Consider the following 15,942-nt stretch of genomic DNA (forward strand, 5'->3'; position numbering starts at 1 on the left):
CGGCGGGCGGGCGTCGGCGGCGGAGCACGGGTTGCCGGGCCAGGCGGTCTCCCAGCGGCGGCCGATACGGTGATCGAATGTCTGTCTGGTGGGAACGCGTTCGCTCTTTGTTGTCGATGAGCGCCCACGAGCACGCCTCCCTCCCCGACTTGCGCGGGCTGGAATCCAGCCGTGCCCGTGTCGAGGGCACCCAATACCGGGCTCACGACCACGAACGCATGAGCGTCGGCGACCGCATGTACGTGCTGCGCCGCGAACCGCGCAACAAGCGGGACGAGTTGGCTATCGCCGTCTATGCCCGCGGGCGCGCGGTCGGGTATGTCTCCTCCTCCCGGGCGGCGGGTATCGCGCCGCTGCTGGACCGGCTGGGGGGCGCCGCGGTCGTCAACGGTGTCGGTGCCGACACCGAGAGCAGCCGACTGTGGGTCGAGTTGCCGACGCCGGACTCCTTGGGTGAGTTCGTGCAGGAGTACGAACCGGCCTGACGGCCCGGCTGCCCGGGTCGCCACCTCCTCCCCGGGCCGAGCTGTGCCGAGTTATCCACAATGACGGTTTGGTCTGGGATTTCTCGCCCTTGAATGTCGGAGGGGGTCACCAGAATCAGGGGTATGAACACCTCCCCGGCGGCCGGTTCGATCGCCACCTCGATCGCCACTGCCTCGCGCGGCGCGGTGATCACCGGTGTGGAAGACACGCGCCAGGCGATCGCGGCGCTGCAGGCGGAAGAGCTGCAGTGGTTGGCCCGGGCGGAGGCGATCGCCGCGGAGGAGACCGCGCGGGTGCCGTCGAGTGAGGGGCGGGAGCGGGAGATGCCGCGGCGGGCGATGGCGGCCGAGCTCGCTGCGGTGCTGCGCCGGTCGGATCGGGGCATGCAGGAACGGATGCGGGACGCGGCGGTGCTGGTGGACGGGTTCCCCGCGACGCTGGCCGCGCTGGAGGCGGGGCGGATCGACGTGGCTCATGTGCGGGTGATCCAGGATGCCGGGGCGCGCATCACCGACCCTGACGCGCGGGCCCGGTTCGAACAGGCCGCGCTGGTGGTGGCGGAGCGGGAGACGCCGGGTCGGGCGAAACCGATCATCCTGATGCTCGCCCAGAAGCTCGACCCGGTGCCGCTGGAAGAACGGCACGCCGAAGCAGCGGCCGGGCGGCGGGTGTGGGTGCGGGACCTCGACGACGGCATGGCGGAACTGGCGGCGGTGCTGCCGGCGCCGCTGGCGTTCGCGATCCGGGACCGGCTCACCGCGCACGCGCGGGAGGTCATCGCTGCGGCGCGGGCGGAGCGGGCCGGGGCCGACGAGGTCGCCGATGTGCCTGCCGACGTCATCGCGACCGATCAGCGCACCACCGACCAGGTCCGCGCCGATGTGCTCACCGACCTGCTCCTCACCGGGCACGCCACCGCGCCGGCGTCATCGGGCAGCATCCCCGAGACCGCGGCGATCACCGCGCACGTGCAGATCACGATCCCCGCGGCGACCTTGACAGGTGAAGGCACCGAACCCGCCGAACTCGTGGGGTACGGGCCCATCGACCCAGACACCGCCCGGCACCTCGCCGCGACCGCCCCGATCTGGGAGCGACTGTTCACCTCCCCCACGACCGGGGCCGTCATGCAGGTCGACACCTACCGGCCGAGCGTGCAGATGCGGCGCTTCCTCGATGCGAGGGACGAGCACTGCCGGTTCCCCGGATGCCGAAGGCCCGCCCGCCAGTGCGACGGCGACCACACCATCGACGCCGCCCTCGGCGGACCGACCCGGGTCACCAACCTCGCGAACCTCTGCCCCGGACGACATCACCCCGTCAAACACGGGACCGCCTGGAGTGTGGTCCAGAAACCCGACGGCATCCTCGAATGGACGAGTCCGACAGGGCGGGTCTACGTCGACATCCCCCGGCGGGTGCTGGAGTTCATGGCCCTCGCCGGGGCCGAAGAGCGCGCTCCGTTCTAGCGGGCGGCGGAGCCGGGCTCATCAAGAGCCGGCGGCGCAGCCGCGATGTGCGAGATTGAGCGCCATACCAGCAGCAGCGTCACCGCCGAGCCCGCGAACGCGAACCACCACGGGGCGGTGAGTCCCCAGCCTTCGGCGATCAGTCCGCCGAGCAGCTGCCCGATCACGAGTCCGCCGAAGATGCCGACCATGTTCACCGAGGCGATGCGGCCCTGCAGGTGCAGGGGCACCAGCCGCTGACGCACGGTGGTGGAGATGGTGCCCCAGACGAACGCGTACATGCCGAACCCGAACATGATCACGAAGGCGATCGCGGGGATCGTCGTGAGGGCGAACGCCAGGTGCATGATCACCTCGAGCGAGAGGCAGACGCGCATGAGTGTCGCGAAGGACAGATGGCGTTCGAGCCAGCCGAAGCAGACGGTCCCCACGAGTCCGCCGAGGGCGGAGGCCGTCGTGAGCGCGCCGAAGCCGACGGCGCCCATATCCAGATGCTCGGTCGCGTAGAGCACGAGCAGGCTCCAGGGCGCGGCCCAGGTGACGTTGAACACCAGGATGATCACGATGAGCGTGCGCACCGGAGGGTGGGCGCGCAGCCACTCCAGGCCCTCGCGGATCGGATGCACCTTTGGGGCATCCGCCGTCGACTCGTCCTTCGCCGGAACCGGGGTGAGGGTGATCCGGGAGATCAGCACCACGGCCAGGCTCACGCAGAGGATCTGCAGCAGGAAGGGCCAGAACGATGCGGCGGCGAAGAGGAACGCGCCCAGCGGCGGACCCGCCAGCTGGTTGCCGACGAGGTACCCGGCCTGCATCCGGGCGTTGCCCACGCCCAAGTCGCCCGGCCGCACGAGCATCGGCATGAGCGTGCTCCCGGCGGTGTCGGCGAAGACTTCCGCGGTGCCGTAGAGGAACGCCGATGCCAGCACGACCCACACGGTGACGTGGCCGGTGGCGAGGAAGGCGACGAGCCCCAGCACGACCACGGCCCGCGAACCGTTGGCCAGCATGACCAGCCGTCGACGGTCGTGGTGGTCGGCGACGGAACCGGCGAACAGGCCGAAGAGCAGCCACGGGAGGTACTGCATCATCGCTCCGGCTGCCACGAGCAGCGGCGAGGACGTGAGGGATGCAAGGAGCAGCGGCGCCGCCGACAGCGCGATGCCGTCGCCGATGTTGCTCGTCCACGACGACGCGAGCAGCCAGCGGAAGTCGCGGCCGAGGCGTTTGGGCGCGATCAGTTCACCGGGAGAAGGCATGCAGGTTTCCTCTGCGCGCAGAAGGCGTGGGCGCCTCAGCGCTGGACGCGGACATGGCGCCCGGCGAAGCCGACGACATCACCGGGACGCAGCTGCCGTCCTCGACGCCGATCGACCTCGCCGTTGACCGTCACCTCGCCGTCGATGATGGCCTCTTTGACGTCTCCGCCGGAGTCGAGGAGCCCCGCGAACTTCAGGAACTGCCCGAGGCGGATCATCTCACTCCCGACCGGGACGTCGTCGATCGGAGTCGAGTTGGTCATCCCGGAATGCTAGCCGGTCGGTCAGGGCCGACGCTGTCGATGCCGACCGGAGCGTGGGGAGCGAGCGCACGCGCGAGAACGCGGCGGGCAGCGAGGGGAAGGCTCGCGGCTTGTACGCTTTTTGGGATAGGGGAGCGTGAGTGGGCTTGGCTGGGGAACCTCGACGGTTGTCGAAGGGCGGCGAGGGTGCCGGTCTGCTCGTGGGATCGACCGACGCCGCTGCGGCACAGGGTGAGGAGTCCTGGACTCCCGCCTCGGCGCTGATCCCGCCGGAGCTGCGCAAATACCTCGACTCCTTCGACCGAGTGAACCCGCTCCAGTCGCGGGCTCTGCCTGTGGTCCTGTCCACGTCGGGCCACGTGATGGTCGTCGCGCCGACGAGCTCGGGCAAGACCCTCATCGGTGAGGCTGCCGCGCTGCGATCGATCGTCTCGGACGGCAAGCCCGCCGTGTGGCTGCTCCCCGCCCGCGCCCTCGCGGCGGAAGTGGCGGAGATCGCCCGGCGGTGGAGCGCGCACGGCATCCGGACCGTCGAGCTGACCGGCGAGACGAACATGTCCAGCGATGCGGTGCGCCAGGCGCAGCTCTGGGTGGCGACCACCGAGAAGTTCGAGGCGCTCTACCGGCGGGCGTCGCTGAAGGACGTCATCAGCCGCATCGGATGCCTGATCATCGACGAGGTCCATCTGGTGGGCGACCCCGCCCGCGGCGCGACGCTCGAGTCGCTCATCGCCCGGCTGCGTGTCGCCGGGGGCGGCACGCGCATCGTCGCACTGTCGGCGACGGTCTCGAACGCCGAAGAGCTCGCGGCGTGGTTCCACGCAGACCTCGTGCGCTCCGCGTGGCGCCCGACGGCGCTGACGACCCGGCTCATTCCGTACGACGTCCCGACGCGAGGCAAGCGCGAGGACTACGAGACCGCGAAGGACGAGGTCGTCCTGCCGCTCCTGCGACGCCTGGTCGGCGAGGACCTGGGCAGCTCGTCTCCCCGGGCGGCCGAGAAGGGATCCTCCAGCGCGGTCGTGTTCTGCGGGAGCAAGGCGGCGGTCGTCCGCACGGCTGCCCGCGCCGCGGGGGTGCCTTACCGAGGCGTCGACCTCGAGACGGTGGTCGAGTCCTGCTTCCGCCGAGGCATCGGCATTCACTTCCGTGATGCGCCGCATTCGGGCCGCGCGCTGGACGCGTTCCGGACGCGTGCCCTGCGTGTGCTGGTGGCGACGTCGGGCCTGTCGACGGGGGTGAACACCCCCGCGAAGTTCGTCGTGATCCGAGACCTGGAGCTCGGGATGACGCCGCTGGAGGTCAGCCAGGCGCAGCAGATGTTCGGGCGTGCGGGCAGGGCCGGGCAGGAATCCGAGGGGTTCGGATTCATGCTGGTCCCGAGAGCCGAGGAATCGGCATGGGCGTCGAGATTCAGCGACGGGTACGCGGCAACCAGCCGGATCGCCGGGCAGCTCGGCGACGCGATCCTCGCCGAGCTCCTCCTCGGATCCGTCGTCGACCGCACGAGCGCGCGCGCCTGGTTCGAGCAGACGCTCGCGTTCGCCCAGAACCGTGCGCGTGTCGATCTGGACGGCGTCATCGACGACCTGCTGCGGCGCGGCTTCGCATCGGAGACCGACGGCCGGCTCGCCCCGACCGAGATCGGCCTGCTCACCTCCCGCCTCATGATCGACGTCGACTCGGCGGGGGAGATGCGGCGGCTGCTCGCCGCGCTCCCCCTGCCGGCGAACGCGGACGAAGCCGAAGAGCTCGTCGTGCAGACGGTCGCCAGCGCGGCGGCCACGCTGCGCGACCGCCCCGTCAATGAGCGCACCTACGGGGGGTACGTCGGTCAGCTGCTCGCAGGGTGGTCGCCGCGGGTCACCGCACGCGCGGCCGATCGGTTCGGCGCGCAGGTGTGCATGGCGGCGGCGCAGATCGTGCTGCGTGCCCCTGGGCGCATGCGCGAGACGCCGCCGCTGGGAGTGTCGATGGCGGAGTTCCGCCGCGCGGCGGAGGACATGCCGCGCTACCTGGCATGGGTCGCGGCTCTCGGATATGCGGAGGCCTCCACCTGGGCTCCCGCCGTCGCCGGCGACCTCGCGCGCCGGATGACCTGGTGGCAGCTGTCCCCCCACCCCGAACGCGGCGCCGGGCGGATGCTCTGGATGTTCGAGCGGATGCTCGAGCCGCAGCATCACCGCAGTCGGATGCCGGACCTCTGGCGTCGTGCCCGAGCCGCCGGCTTCTCGTCGCCCGACGCGATCCACGCGAGACCGCGGGGCGTCGACGTCACCGCGGATGGGTTCGCCGACATCGTCAGCGCCCGCGCCCAGCTCCACCTCGATCCCGTCGTCGATCGCGCGCTGCCCGTGCGCACCTCCACCGCGCACGCCCGCGTGAGCGTCCTGGCCACCGCCGGCAACAGTCGTGCCGTCACCAGCACCCGGCCCACGGTGGGGCCGATCGACCTCGCGCTTGTGCCGCGGTCGTCAGGACAGGTGGCGGCGGACGTCTTCCTCTACACGCGCGACGGTGACTTCGGCTACGACAACCTCGTCGCGGACATCCCCGAGGGCGTGCCCGCGCTCACTCCGCTCGACGAGGCCGTGGGGCTGCTCGACGACCTTCCCGTGGTGCGCGCGGGGCTGCGTCACCCGCGCGGGGTCCGCCGGCTCTTCCAGGGTGAGCGCAAGGCCCTGCGTGAGAGCGTGCGGCCGCTCATCGCCGCGGATCCCCGCCTCGCGGCCGTCGCGATCGCGCTGGCGGAGCACCATGCCGACCCCGAGGCGGCGATCGTCGCGATGCGGACGAATCTGCGCGCGCTCCTCCGGGATTCGAGTCGCCCCGAGCTGCGCTCGCCGGCTGGCGTGCTGCGGTCCCGCGAGGCGTCGGAGGCGGAGGTGCAGGTCACCCTCGCAGCTCTCCTGGCATCCCTCCAGTTCGAGGTGGGGATCGCGATCTCCGAAGGGCATCCGCTCGCCGTCGTTCGGCTGAACGAGCAGTGGGCGCTGGCCGGGCCGCGCCATGCGCAGCCGGGCGCGGTCGAGGCGCTCCTCCCGCCCGTGCTCCCACGGAGGATCGACGCGGTGTCGGCGCCTGCAGTCTCCCGATCCCGCAGCACGGTGGTCGCGCCGTGCTATGCCTGGACGGCGGAGTTCGCGCGCTGAGGCGTGACTCTGCGCGGATAGACGCGACGGCGGGAGTCGAACCCGCAACGCTCCCGGGTATGAGCCGGTGCCCGGGACCACCCGGATCGCCGCGATGCCCCCACGCTAGGCGGATGCGCCGACACCGGCCTCGCATGTTGCGGCCGGTGGCGACGTGTGACGGCGCGTGACGCGCGCGGCGCGCGGCGGCGGACGCTCAGCGCGCGACGGCGCGGTCGAACGCACCTTGCCGAGTGGAGACGATCTCCTTGCCCAGCGGCGCGAGCGACACCGGCACCATCTTGAAGTCCGCGATGCCCAGCGGAATGCCGATGATCGTGATGCACAGCGCGACGCCCGAGACGATGTGTCCGATCGCGAGCCAGATGCCGGCGACGATGACCCAGATCACGTTGCCGAGGAACGACCAGGTGCCTGCGGTGGGCTTCACCACGACCGTGCGCCCGAACGGCCAGAGCGCATACAGCGCGATGCGGAACGACGCGATGCCCCAGGGGATCGTCACGATGAGCACGCACAGGACGACGCCTGCGGCCAGATAGCCGAGGAACAGCCAGAAGCCGGCCAGGACCAGCCAGATGATGTTCAGCAGGGTGCGCACGGGTCGATTCTCGCACCGTCGGCTGTGCAGCCGCCCGGCCGGATGTCAGCACCCCCGCCTAGACTTGATGGGACATGACCGACCCTGCTCCGGCCGCGCGCGACGCGGCATCCGCCCCTCTGATCGTCGTCGGCGACGCCGGACCGCGGGAGGACGACGACCTGCTGCGCGGCCTCAACGAGCCCCAGCGCCGCGCCGTCACCTATCGCGGCCCCGCACTGCTGATCGTCGCGGGCGCAGGCTCGGGCAAGACCCGGGTGCTGACCCACCGCATCGCGTCGCTGCTGCGCAACCGTGAGGCGTGGCCCAGCCAGATCCTGGCGATCACCTTCACCAACAAGGCTGCCGGTGAGATGCGCGAGCGAGTGGGGCAGCTCGTGGGCGAGGCCTCCCGCGGCATGTGGATCTCGACCTTCCACTCCGCGTGCGTGCGCATCCTCCGCCGCGAGGCGGAGCAGTTCGGCTTCAAGAACTCCTTCAGCATCTACGACTCCGGTGACTCGCGCGCGCTCATCAAGCGCCTGGTCAAGGAACACGAGGCCGACGCGTTCGGGCTCACCCCGGCATCCGTCCAGGGGCGCATCTCCAAGCTCAAGAACGAGCTGGCGGATGCCGAGTCGTACGCGCGCCAGGCCAACATGAGCGACCCCGCCGAGCGGGTCTTCGTCGAGGTCTTCGCCGACTACGAGAAGTCGCTGCGGCGGGCCAACGCCTTCGACTTCGACGACCTCATCGCCCAGACGGTGTATCTCTTCCGCGCCTTCCCGCACGTCGCCGACGTGTACCGGCGGCGGTTCCGCCACATCCTGGTCGACGAGTACCAGGACACCAACCACGCGCAGTACTCGCTCATCCGCGAGCTCACCCGGCCGGTGTCTGGCGCCAGCGGCGCCGAGCCGTACTCCTCCGGCGGCATGATGATCTTCGAGGCCGAGCCCTCGGCGAGCGGCCCCGAGCTCGAGGGGGCATCGCTCACCGTCGTCGGCGACTCGGACCAGTCGATCTACGCCTTCCGCGGGGCGGACATCCGCAACATCAGCGAGTTCGAGCGCGACTTCCCGGGCGCCGACGTGGTGCTGCTGGAGCAGAACTACCGTTCGACGCAGAACATCCTGTCGGCGGCGAACGCCGTCATCGGCAACAACTTCGACCGCAAGGACAAGAAGCTGTGGACCGACGTGGGGGCGGGGGAGAAGATCGTCGGCTTCACGGGCTACTCGCAGCACGACGAGGCGCAGTTCGTCGCCGACGAGATCGACCGGTTGCGCAAGGCCGGGGTCGGGTACTCCGACATGGCGGTGTTCTACCGCACCAACTCGCAGTCCCGTGCGCTCGAGGAGATCTTCATCCGCTCGGCCGTGCCCTACAAGATCATGGGCGGAACCAAGTTCTACGAACGGGCCGAGATCAAGGACGCGCTGGCTTATCTGACCGCCGTGGCGAACCCCGCCGACGAGATGGCGGTGCGCCGCATCCTCAACCGTCCGCGTCGCGGCATCGGCGATGTCACCGAGACGGCCATCGCCCGGTACGCCGCCGAAGAGCAGATCACCTTCCGCGACGCGCTCGCCAACGCCTCCGCACTGGGCGTCGGGCCGAAGCTGCAGACAGCGATCTCGCAGCTGGATGCCGTGCTGGCCGAGGCATCCGACCTCATGCTGCCAGCCTCCGGGGAGCTGCCGCCGCCGTCGGCGATCGCCCAGGGGCTGACGCTGCTGCTGAACAAGAGCGGCTACCTCGACGCCCTGCGGCGGAGCAAGGACCCGCAGGACGAGGCGCGGGTGGAGAACCTCGACGAGTTCGTCGCGGTCGCGCGCGAATTCGCCCGCAACAATCCCGAGGGCACGATCCTGGACTTCCTCACCGATGTCGCCCTCGTCTCGGATGCCGATGACCTCGACGACGGATCCGGCTCGGTGTCGCTGATGACTCTGCACACCGCCAAGGGCCTGGAGTTCGACACGGTGTTCCTCACCGGCGTCGAGGAGGACCTCATCCCGCACCGTATCTCGGCGGGGGAGCCGGGCGGACCGCAGGAGGAGCGGCGCCTCTTCTACGTCGGCATCACCCGCGCACGCAAGCGCCTCTACCTGTCGCTGGCGATGACCCGCGCGCAGTTCGGCGAGGTCTCGGCGGCCATGCCCAGCCGGTTCCTGCAGGAGATCCCGGCCGACCTCGTGCACTGGCGGCAGTCGCCCGGCGACGTCAACTCGCGCGGCGGCACGCAGTCGCGCGCGCTGAACGCGCGCCGCCCCGGCGGCGGCTCCGGCTCGTCCGGGGGCTTCGGCGGAGGGTCGCGCTACGGCGACGACCTGGTGCCGCTCGGGCGCTCCGCCCGCGTCACCGACCCCAGCCGGTTCCCGAACCGTGTGACGGCGAAGGTGCGCGACAACGGCGATCTCGAGCTCGCCGCGGGGGACCGCATCCGCCACGACGACTTCGGCGAGGGCCGGGTGGACACCGTCACCGGCGAGGGCGCCAAGCGCATCGCCCACGTGCGCTTCGACACCGCCGGGGCCAAGAAGCTGCTGATCAAGGTCGCGCCGATCGTCAAGCTCTGAGCGTCTCCCCACCCACCGGCTACGCTCGACAGATGGCTCTGTTCTCCCGGCGCGACAAGAAGACCACTGCACCCGACGAGGTCGAGACGGCTGACGTGGCCCCCCAGCAGGAAGCGCCGGGCGTCGACGCCGAGGCGGTGCCGCAGGTGAACATCTCGATGTCGACCTTCGGCAAGCCCGCCCCGGCGGCCCGGCCGGCGTCGGTGCCCGTGCCCGAAGGTGCCCAGCGGGTGCAGCGGGGACCGGCCGAGGCTCCGGCGCGCACCGAGAGCGTACCGGGACTCCCGGACAACGTGCTCGTGCGCCAGGCGCTTCTGGCGCTGCCGGAGCAGCCCGAACCCCTCGACATCATGATGCTCATGCGCCAGCTGCTGCAGGGCCATCTGTTCGTCCGCGTGCGCGGCGACGCCCGGGCGCAGCTGGCCGAGGGCAAGCAGCTCACCATGGCGGTCTCCGCGGTCGGCGACGACCGGTACCTGCTGGCGTTCACCGGCGGCGACGCGCTGCAGGCCAGCGTCGCGGCCGACGGCGACAAGGAGACCTCCGCGATGGGGCAGCCCGTCGGCGCGATCCTCCGCAACGTCGTCGACGGCCCGTACGCCGGGTTCATCCTCGACCACGCGACCCCGGGTCGTCGGGCCATCCTGCCCAAGGCCCTCGTGGAGAAGACCCTCCAAGACGCCGACCCCGAGTTCACGCTGAAGAACCTGCTCGCCGGCGAGCGCACCGAGGAGACTCCCGCGGCTGTGGGGGCAGCCCTCGCGACCACCCGTGTGTGGGTGGCCGCGGGCGCGGTGCCCGGCGAGGAGAAGCGCATGGGCGTCTCGGAGGTGCGCGGCGCGAACGGCTCCCGTCACCTCGAGGTGTTCTCGCACCCGCTCGAGGTCGCGGTGCTCGGCCGCAACGACCGCGCGGTGCCGCTCACCCCGCAGCAGCTGTCCAAGGCGCTCGTCGCCGACGCCGGCCTCAGCGGCGTCGTCGTCGACCCGGCCGGTCCGTGGATCATGCTCGACCGGTCGGCGCTCGCCCCGGTCATCGCGCTCACCGCCTGAGCCGCCCCGCGACACCCCGCACCGGGCGGTGCGCCGGCGCGCCCGCACCCCTAGGGTCGGGGCATGGCATCGGAGCGCATCACCCTCACCGTCCCCGGTCCCGACGGCGACCGGGAGGTCGGCCTCTCGAGCCCCAACCGGGTGCTGTGGCCCGATCTCGGCATCACCAAGCACGAGCTGGCCGAGTACGTGATCGCGGTGGCCGAGCCGTTCCTCACCGCCAACGGCGACCGGCCGGTGTCGCTGGAGCGCTTCCCCGCCGGCATCGACGGGGAGCGGTTCTACTCGAAGAACCCGCCCAAGGGCGCGCCGGAGTACGTCGACGAGGTCATGGTCACCTACAACAGCGGGCGTCGGCATCCGCAGGTCGTCCTCCGCGAGATCGCCGCCGCCGTCTGGGCCGTGCAGATGAACACCGTGGTCTTCCACCCGTGGGCATCGCTCGCGGCCGACACCGACAACCCCATCGAGCTGCGCATCGATCTCGACCCGCAGCCGGGCACCGACTTCGCCGATGCCGCCGCGGTGGCGCCGGCCCTGCGCGACGTGCTCGCCGAGGCGGGGCTGACCGCGTTCCTCAAGACCAGCGGCAACCGCGGTATTCACGTCTTCTGTCCGATCGAACCGACCCACGAGTTCCTCGACGTGCGCCACGCCGTCATCGCCGCCAGCCGCGAGCTCGAGCGGCGGATGCCGCAGAAGGTCACGACGAACTGGTGGAAAGAGGAGCGCGGAGAGCGCATCTTCCTCGACTTCAACCAGGCCAACCGCGATCGCACGATGGCGGGCGCCTACAGCCCACGGGCGCTCCCCGGTGCGCCGGTGGCGACGCCGGTGACATGGGACGAGCTCGCGGCGGGGGTCGACCCCGCCGCCTTCACCGTGCGCACGGTCCCCGCGCGACTCGCGGACGTCGGCGACCCGTGGGCGGATCTGCAGGCCGCTCCCGGGCGCATCGACACGCTGCTGCAGTGGTGGGAGCGTGACGTCGCAGACGGGCTCGGTGAGCTCCCGTTCCCGCCGGACTTCCCCAAGATGCCGGGAGAGCCCCCGCGGGTGCAACCCAGCCGCGCGCGGCAGCCCGAAGAGGGCTGAGCCCTACGACACCGGCTGGGTGACGGGGTGCTTGGCAGCCTCGGCGACCGCCTTGCGCTTGCGACGCGAGCGGGCCCAGCGCTCGGGGGAGCCGGCCTCAGCCTCATTCGGCTTCGGGCGCGCCCACCGGGCGGGCTTGTTGTCGCCGTCCCAGACCTGCACGGCGCCCCATACGACGGCCGTGATCGGCACCGCGAGTACGGCCCCGAGGATGCCGCCCAGCACCGTGCCGACGGTCAACGCGATCAGCACGACGAAGGCGTGGAGCTTCATCGACCGTCCCATGAGGACCGGCTGCAGGAAGTTGCCCTCCAGCTGGTTCACGAGCACCACGACGCCGACGACGATGAGCGCCACGACCCAGCCGTTGGCGACGAGCGCCACGAGGGCGGCGAGGATGCCGGCGACGGTCGCGCCGACGATCGGGATGAAGGCGAGGAGGAACACCAGCACGGCCAGCGGGATCGCCAGCGGCACCTGCAGGATCAGCAGACCGATGAGGATGCCGAGGGCGTCGACGGCGGCCACCGTCGCGGTGCCGCGGATGTAGGAGCCCAGGGTCTGCACCGTCTTGTCGCCGATGCGCACCGCGCGCTCGTAGTTCTCGCCGCGGAAGGGCCGCAGCAGGAACGCCCACATGCGCGGGCCGTCCTTGAGGAAGAAGAACAGGATCACGAGCAGCAGCACGAGCCCCGTGATGAAGTTCGCGACCGCGCCGACACCGGCGAGCGCCCCCGAGCCGAACTGGGCGCTCGTGACGAAGTCGGTGACCGCGCCGATCCACTCGTCGATCTGGGCCTGGTCGATGGCGAAGGGCAGGTCCCGTGCCCACGCCACGACGGTCTGGAATCCCTCTTCTGCCTGGCCGTAGAGCTCGCTCCACTGGTCCCGCACGGCCCAGACGATGAGCCACCCGACCCCGCCGAGCAGCGCGAAGATGGCCAGCAGCGTCGCGAGGGTGGCCACCAGGGCCGGCACGCCGTGGCGGCGCATCCAGCTCATCACCGGCGCGAACGCCGAGGCGAGGATGAGGGCCAGCACGAGCGGAATCGTGACGACGGTGATCTGCTGGATGCCGAGGATGACCGCCGCGGCCACCGCCACGATGAGGATCAGCTGCAGCGCCCGCGTCGCGAGCTTGCCCATGCCGTCGGCCCAGAGGCTCCACGGGGCGCGGTCGGCGCCGAGCTGCACGGGCGACTGGGCGTCCACCCGCAGCGGCGCGTCGATGCTGATGGAGCGGGGTGAGCGCGTGAACAGTCCCATGCGTCGACCGTACCGCCCGCAGGACCAGGACGAGGTGGGTTGACGAGGCGGGATCAGCGGGTCACTGCAGCACGTCGGCCAGGTCGTACGCCGCCACGGCCTCCAGCTGCTCGAACGTGCACGAGCGCGCGTCACGGTCGGGCCGCCAGCGCTCGAACTGCACGGTGTGGCGGAACCGGTCGCCCTCGAGCTGGTCGTAGCGCACCTCCAGCACCCGTTCGGGGCGCAGCCGCACGAACGAGGTGTCCTTCGCCGACGAGAAGCGCGAGCGGTCGGTCTCGCCGGTGACCGCGGCGCCACTGGCATCCGTCTCGACAAGGGGCGCCAGCTCCTCGACGAGCTCCAAGCGGCGGGCGTTGCTGAACGCCGCCACCCCGCCCACGTTGCGCAGCCGTCCGGCGGAGTCGTACAGGCCCACGAGGAGCGACCCGACGCCCTGCCCGCTCTTGTGGACGCGGTAGCCCAGCGCGACGACGTCGGCGGTGCGCGCGTGCTTGATCTTCAGCATCGTGCGCTTGCCGGGGGTGTAGGGCGCATCGAGCGCCTTGGCGACGACGCCGTCCAAGCCCGCCCCCTCGAACTCCGCCAGCCAGCGGCGCGCCTGCGCGGCATCCTCGGTGGTGCGGGTGACGTGCACCGGGTCGGGCACGCCGTGAAGCAGGTCAACGAGTTCGGCCCGCCTCGTCGCGAAGGGCTCTGCCTGCAGGTCGCGATCGCCGCGCGCCAGCAGGTCGAACGCGATGAACATCGCTGGGGTCTCGGCCGACAACAGGGCGACGCGGGATGCCGCGGGGTGGATCCGCTGCGACAGCGCCGGCCAGTCCAGCTTCTCCGCGCCGGGTTCGCCCACGGCGACCACGATCTCGCCGTCGACGAGACACGGTTCGGGGAGCAGCCGGGCGAAGGCCTCGACGAGCTCGGGGAAGTACCGGGTCAGCGGCTTGGCGCCCCGCGAACCGATCTCGACGTCGGCGCCGTCGAAGGCCACGAGCGCCCGGAACCCGTCCCACTTGGGCTCGAAGCTGTAGTTCGGCCCGTCGGGTACGGCGGGGACGGCCTTGGCCAGCATCGGGGCGGGGATGTCATACATGTCCCCATCCTGTCGGGCGGGCCCGCGCCTCGCCACGGGCCGTTCGTCGGGGCATACTCGGGTGCATGCGCCCGGTCTTCGAGTTCCTCGCCGCGCACCCCGTGCTCACCGTGTTCCTGCTGGTGGGACTGGGCTCCGCTCTCGGCCGCATCCGCATCGCCGGGGTGTCGCTCGGGGCGATCGGAGTGCTCTTCGGCGCGATGGGCCTGACCGCCTGGGGCGTGTCCACGGGCGTCACCATCGAGCTGCCCGCCCTCATCGGCGACACCGGACTGGTGCTCTTCGCGTTCTGCGTGGGACTGATCGCCGGGCCGAGCTTCGGGCATGCGCTGCGCTCCGCGTACCCGCTGCTGCTGGTCGTCACGGGGTTCCTCATCGTGGCGGCCGCAGCCGCGTTCTTCCTCGGTCGCGCCATGGGCGTCTCGACCCTCACGATCGCCGGCACCTTCGCCGGTGCCGTCACCAACACCCCCGCGCTCGCCGCCACCGGCGGCAGTCCCGAGGCGACGGTGGGCTACGCCAGTGCCTACGTGTTCGGCGTGGTCGGGCCCATGCTCGCGGTCGGTCTGGCGCTGCGCCACCGCGCCGGCGAGACCGGGGGCAGCGTGCCGCTGGTCGACAAGGCGGTACGCATCGACACGACCGACCGACCGACGGCGCGCGCGCTGAGAGCCCGTTACGGCGGCCGCATCACCTTCTCGCGACTGCGCGCCAAGGGCGGCGCCGACATGGAGACCGTCGGACCCGACACCGAGATGCCGCCCGGCGGCGTCGTCAACGTCGTCGGACCGCAGGATGCCGTCGAGGCGGTGGCCGCCGAGCTCGGCCACACATCGTCGCTGGACATCGTGCACGACCGCTCACGCCTGGAGTACCGGCGCCTGATCCTGTCGAACCCGCAGCTGGCGGGCCGCACGCTCGCGAGCCTGGGCCTGCAGGAGCGGTTCGGGGCGACCGTCCCCCGGGTGCGCCGCGGCGACGCCGACATCATCGGCGACGCCTCGCTCGTGCTGCAGCAGGGCGACCGGCTGCAGGTCGTCGGCCCGCGCGACGCCATGCCGGCGCTGACGGAGCTCATCGGCGACTCCGAGCGCGGCATCAGCGACATCAATCCCGCCGCTCTCGGGGTGGGGATCGCGCTCGGCCTCGCGCTCGGCTTCATCCAGGTGCCGCTCCCGGGCGGCGGTGTGTTCGCGCTCGGGCCGGCGGCAGGGGCACTCATCGTCGGCCTCGTCTTCGGGCGGGTGCGGCGGATCGGCCCGATCGTGACGACGCTGCCGTCGACGGCGGCGAACGTGCTGTCAGAGGTGGGGCTGGTGATCTTCCTCGCCTACGCCGGCACCAAGGCGGGCTCGCTCATCATCTCGGCGATCACCTCGGGCGAGATCCTGCGGCTGCTGCTGCTCGGGTTCGTCATCACCACGATCGTGGTGGCGGGCACCTACCTCGTGGCGCGGCACGCGATGCACACCGGCGGCACCCGGCTGTCGGGCGTCATGGCGGGAACGCTCACCAACCCCGCCCTGCTCGCCTTCGCCAACCTGCGCACCGACTACGACACCCGCGTCGCGCTGGCCTACACCCTGGTGTACCCGGCGGCGATGGTGGTGAAGATCCTGCTGGCGCAGGTGCTCGTGGCGCTCTGAGC

12 protein-coding genes and 1 tRNA gene are annotated in these 15,942 nt (G+C 71.4%); 7 read left to right on the forward strand and 6 right to left on the reverse strand.

From position 1 onward, the window contains the following. Window positions 1–77: 77 nt before the first annotated feature. Both QNO21_RS02275 and QNO21_RS02280 read left to right on the forward strand, forming a co-directional pair. Window positions 78–485 (forward strand): HIRAN domain-containing protein, encoded by a 408-nt coding sequence (locus tag QNO21_RS02275; RefSeq protein ID WP_257519662.1) that lies wholly within the window; start codon window positions 78–80, stop codon window positions 483–485. A 123-nt stretch (window positions 486–608) separates the two neighbouring features. Then, window positions 609–1,955 carry an HNH endonuclease signature motif containing protein gene (locus tag QNO21_RS02280; protein ID WP_257519660.1) on the forward strand — a complete coding sequence of 449 codons (1,347 nt, stop codon included), beginning with the start codon at window positions 609–611 and terminating at the stop codon, window positions 1,953–1,955. Here the strand turns inward: QNO21_RS02280 and QNO21_RS02285 are convergent. Both QNO21_RS02285 and QNO21_RS02290 read right to left on the reverse strand, forming a co-directional pair. Next, complete coding sequence (locus QNO21_RS02285) at window positions 1,952–3,214, reverse strand: MFS transporter (RefSeq protein ID WP_257519659.1); 1,263 nt, start codon at window positions 3,212–3,214, stop codon at window positions 1,952–1,954. The two genes, QNO21_RS02280 and QNO21_RS02285, sit on opposite strands and share 4 nt — an antisense overlap. Before the next feature lie 35 nt (window positions 3,215–3,249). After that, a complete protein-coding gene (locus QNO21_RS02290) occupies window positions 3,250–3,477 on the reverse strand; it encodes an RNA-binding S4 domain-containing protein (protein WP_257519658.1) in 228 nt (75 codons plus the stop codon). Between the two features lie 167 nt (window positions 3,478–3,644). Between QNO21_RS02290 and QNO21_RS02295 the strand changes: the two genes are divergently transcribed. Beyond that, window positions 3,645–6,629, forward strand: coding sequence for a DEAD/DEAH box helicase (locus tag QNO21_RS02295; protein ID WP_285178410.1), 2,985 nt, complete (start codon window positions 3,645–3,647; stop codon window positions 6,627–6,629). A gap of 21 nt (window positions 6,630–6,650) precedes the next feature. On the opposite strand, the gene QNO21_RS02300 is transcribed toward QNO21_RS02295, so the two are convergent. Beyond that, window positions 6,651–6,723, reverse strand: a tRNA-Met gene (locus QNO21_RS02300). A gap of 102 nt (window positions 6,724–6,825) precedes the next feature. Then, on the reverse strand, window positions 6,826–7,230 hold the full coding sequence (locus QNO21_RS02305) for a YccF domain-containing protein (protein WP_257519656.1): 405 nt from the start codon (window positions 7,228–7,230) through the stop codon (window positions 6,826–6,828). A 74-nt stretch (window positions 7,231–7,304) separates the two neighbouring features. Between QNO21_RS02305 and QNO21_RS02310 the strand changes: the two genes are divergently transcribed. The 3 genes from QNO21_RS02310 to ligD all read left to right on the forward strand — a co-directional run bounded on the left by QNO21_RS02310 (window position 7,305) and on the right by ligD (window position 11,938). Then, the gene (locus QNO21_RS02310; RefSeq protein WP_257519655.1) at window positions 7,305–9,791 is read left to right on the forward strand and encodes an ATP-dependent helicase; all 2,487 of its coding nucleotides are present in this window, start codon (window positions 7,305–7,307) and stop codon (window positions 9,789–9,791) included. A gap of 32 nt (window positions 9,792–9,823) precedes the next feature. Next, window positions 9,824–10,843: an SseB family protein gene (locus tag QNO21_RS02315; protein WP_257519654.1), complete on the forward strand. Its 1,020-nt coding sequence runs from the start codon at window positions 9,824–9,826 to the stop codon at window positions 10,841–10,843. A gap of 63 nt (window positions 10,844–10,906) precedes the next feature. After that, window positions 10,907–11,938, forward strand: a complete 1,032-nt coding sequence (gene ligD, locus QNO21_RS02320; protein ID WP_257519653.1) for a non-homologous end-joining DNA ligase — start codon at window positions 10,907–10,909, stop codon at window positions 11,936–11,938. Between the two features lie 3 nt (window positions 11,939–11,941). Here ligD and QNO21_RS02325 read toward each other — a convergent pair whose 3' ends face one another. Both QNO21_RS02325 and QNO21_RS02330 read right to left on the reverse strand, forming a co-directional pair. Continuing rightward, complete coding sequence (locus tag QNO21_RS02325; protein WP_257519652.1) at window positions 11,942–13,204, reverse strand: AI-2E family transporter; 1,263 nt, start codon at window positions 13,202–13,204, stop codon at window positions 11,942–11,944. A gap of 61 nt (window positions 13,205–13,265) precedes the next feature. Continuing rightward, window positions 13,266–14,294: an ATP-dependent DNA ligase gene (locus tag QNO21_RS02330; RefSeq protein ID WP_257519651.1), complete on the reverse strand. Its 1,029-nt coding sequence runs from the start codon at window positions 14,292–14,294 to the stop codon at window positions 13,266–13,268. Between the two features lie 65 nt (window positions 14,295–14,359). On the opposite strand from QNO21_RS02330, the gene QNO21_RS02335 reads away from it, so the two are divergent. Then, window positions 14,360–15,940 carry an aspartate:alanine exchanger family transporter gene (locus QNO21_RS02335; RefSeq protein WP_257519650.1) on the forward strand — a complete coding sequence of 527 codons (1,581 nt, stop codon included), beginning with the start codon at window positions 14,360–14,362 and terminating at the stop codon, window positions 15,938–15,940. Window positions 15,941–15,942 lie beyond the last annotated feature (2 nt).

This window comes from Microbacterium sp. zg-Y818 (assembly GCF_030246905.1).
Taxonomy (GTDB): domain Bacteria; phylum Actinomycetota; class Actinomycetes; order Actinomycetales; family Microbacteriaceae; genus Microbacterium.

Coding starts and splice junctions, on each gene's coding strand:
- QNO21_RS02310 (WP_257519655.1), top strand. CDS start 7,305: ATGACCGACCCTGCTCCGGCCGCGCGCGACGCGGCATCCGCCCCTCTG.
- QNO21_RS02285 (WP_257519659.1), bottom strand. CDS start 3,214: ATGCCTTCTCCCGGTGAACTGATCGCGCCCAAACGCCTCGGCCGCGAC.
- QNO21_RS02290 (WP_257519658.1), bottom strand. CDS start 3,477: ATGACCAACTCGACTCCGATCGACGACGTCCCGGTCGGGAGTGAGATG.
- QNO21_RS02330 (WP_257519651.1), bottom strand. CDS start 14,294: ATGTATGACATCCCCGCCCCGATGCTGGCCAAGGCCGTCCCCGCCGTA.
- ligD (WP_257519653.1), top strand. CDS start 10,907: ATGGCATCGGAGCGCATCACCCTCACCGTCCCCGGTCCCGACGGCGAC.
- QNO21_RS02325 (WP_257519652.1), bottom strand. CDS start 13,204: ATGGGACTGTTCACGCGCTCACCCCGCTCCATCAGCATCGACGCGCCG.
- QNO21_RS02280 (WP_257519660.1), top strand. CDS start 609: ATGAACACCTCCCCGGCGGCCGGTTCGATCGCCACCTCGATCGCCACT.
- QNO21_RS02335 (WP_257519650.1), top strand. CDS start 14,360: ATGCGCCCGGTCTTCGAGTTCCTCGCCGCGCACCCCGTGCTCACCGTG.
- QNO21_RS02315 (WP_257519654.1), top strand. CDS start 9,824: ATGGCTCTGTTCTCCCGGCGCGACAAGAAGACCACTGCACCCGACGAG.
- QNO21_RS02275 (WP_257519662.1), top strand. CDS start 78: ATGTCTGTCTGGTGGGAACGCGTTCGCTCTTTGTTGTCGATGAGCGCC.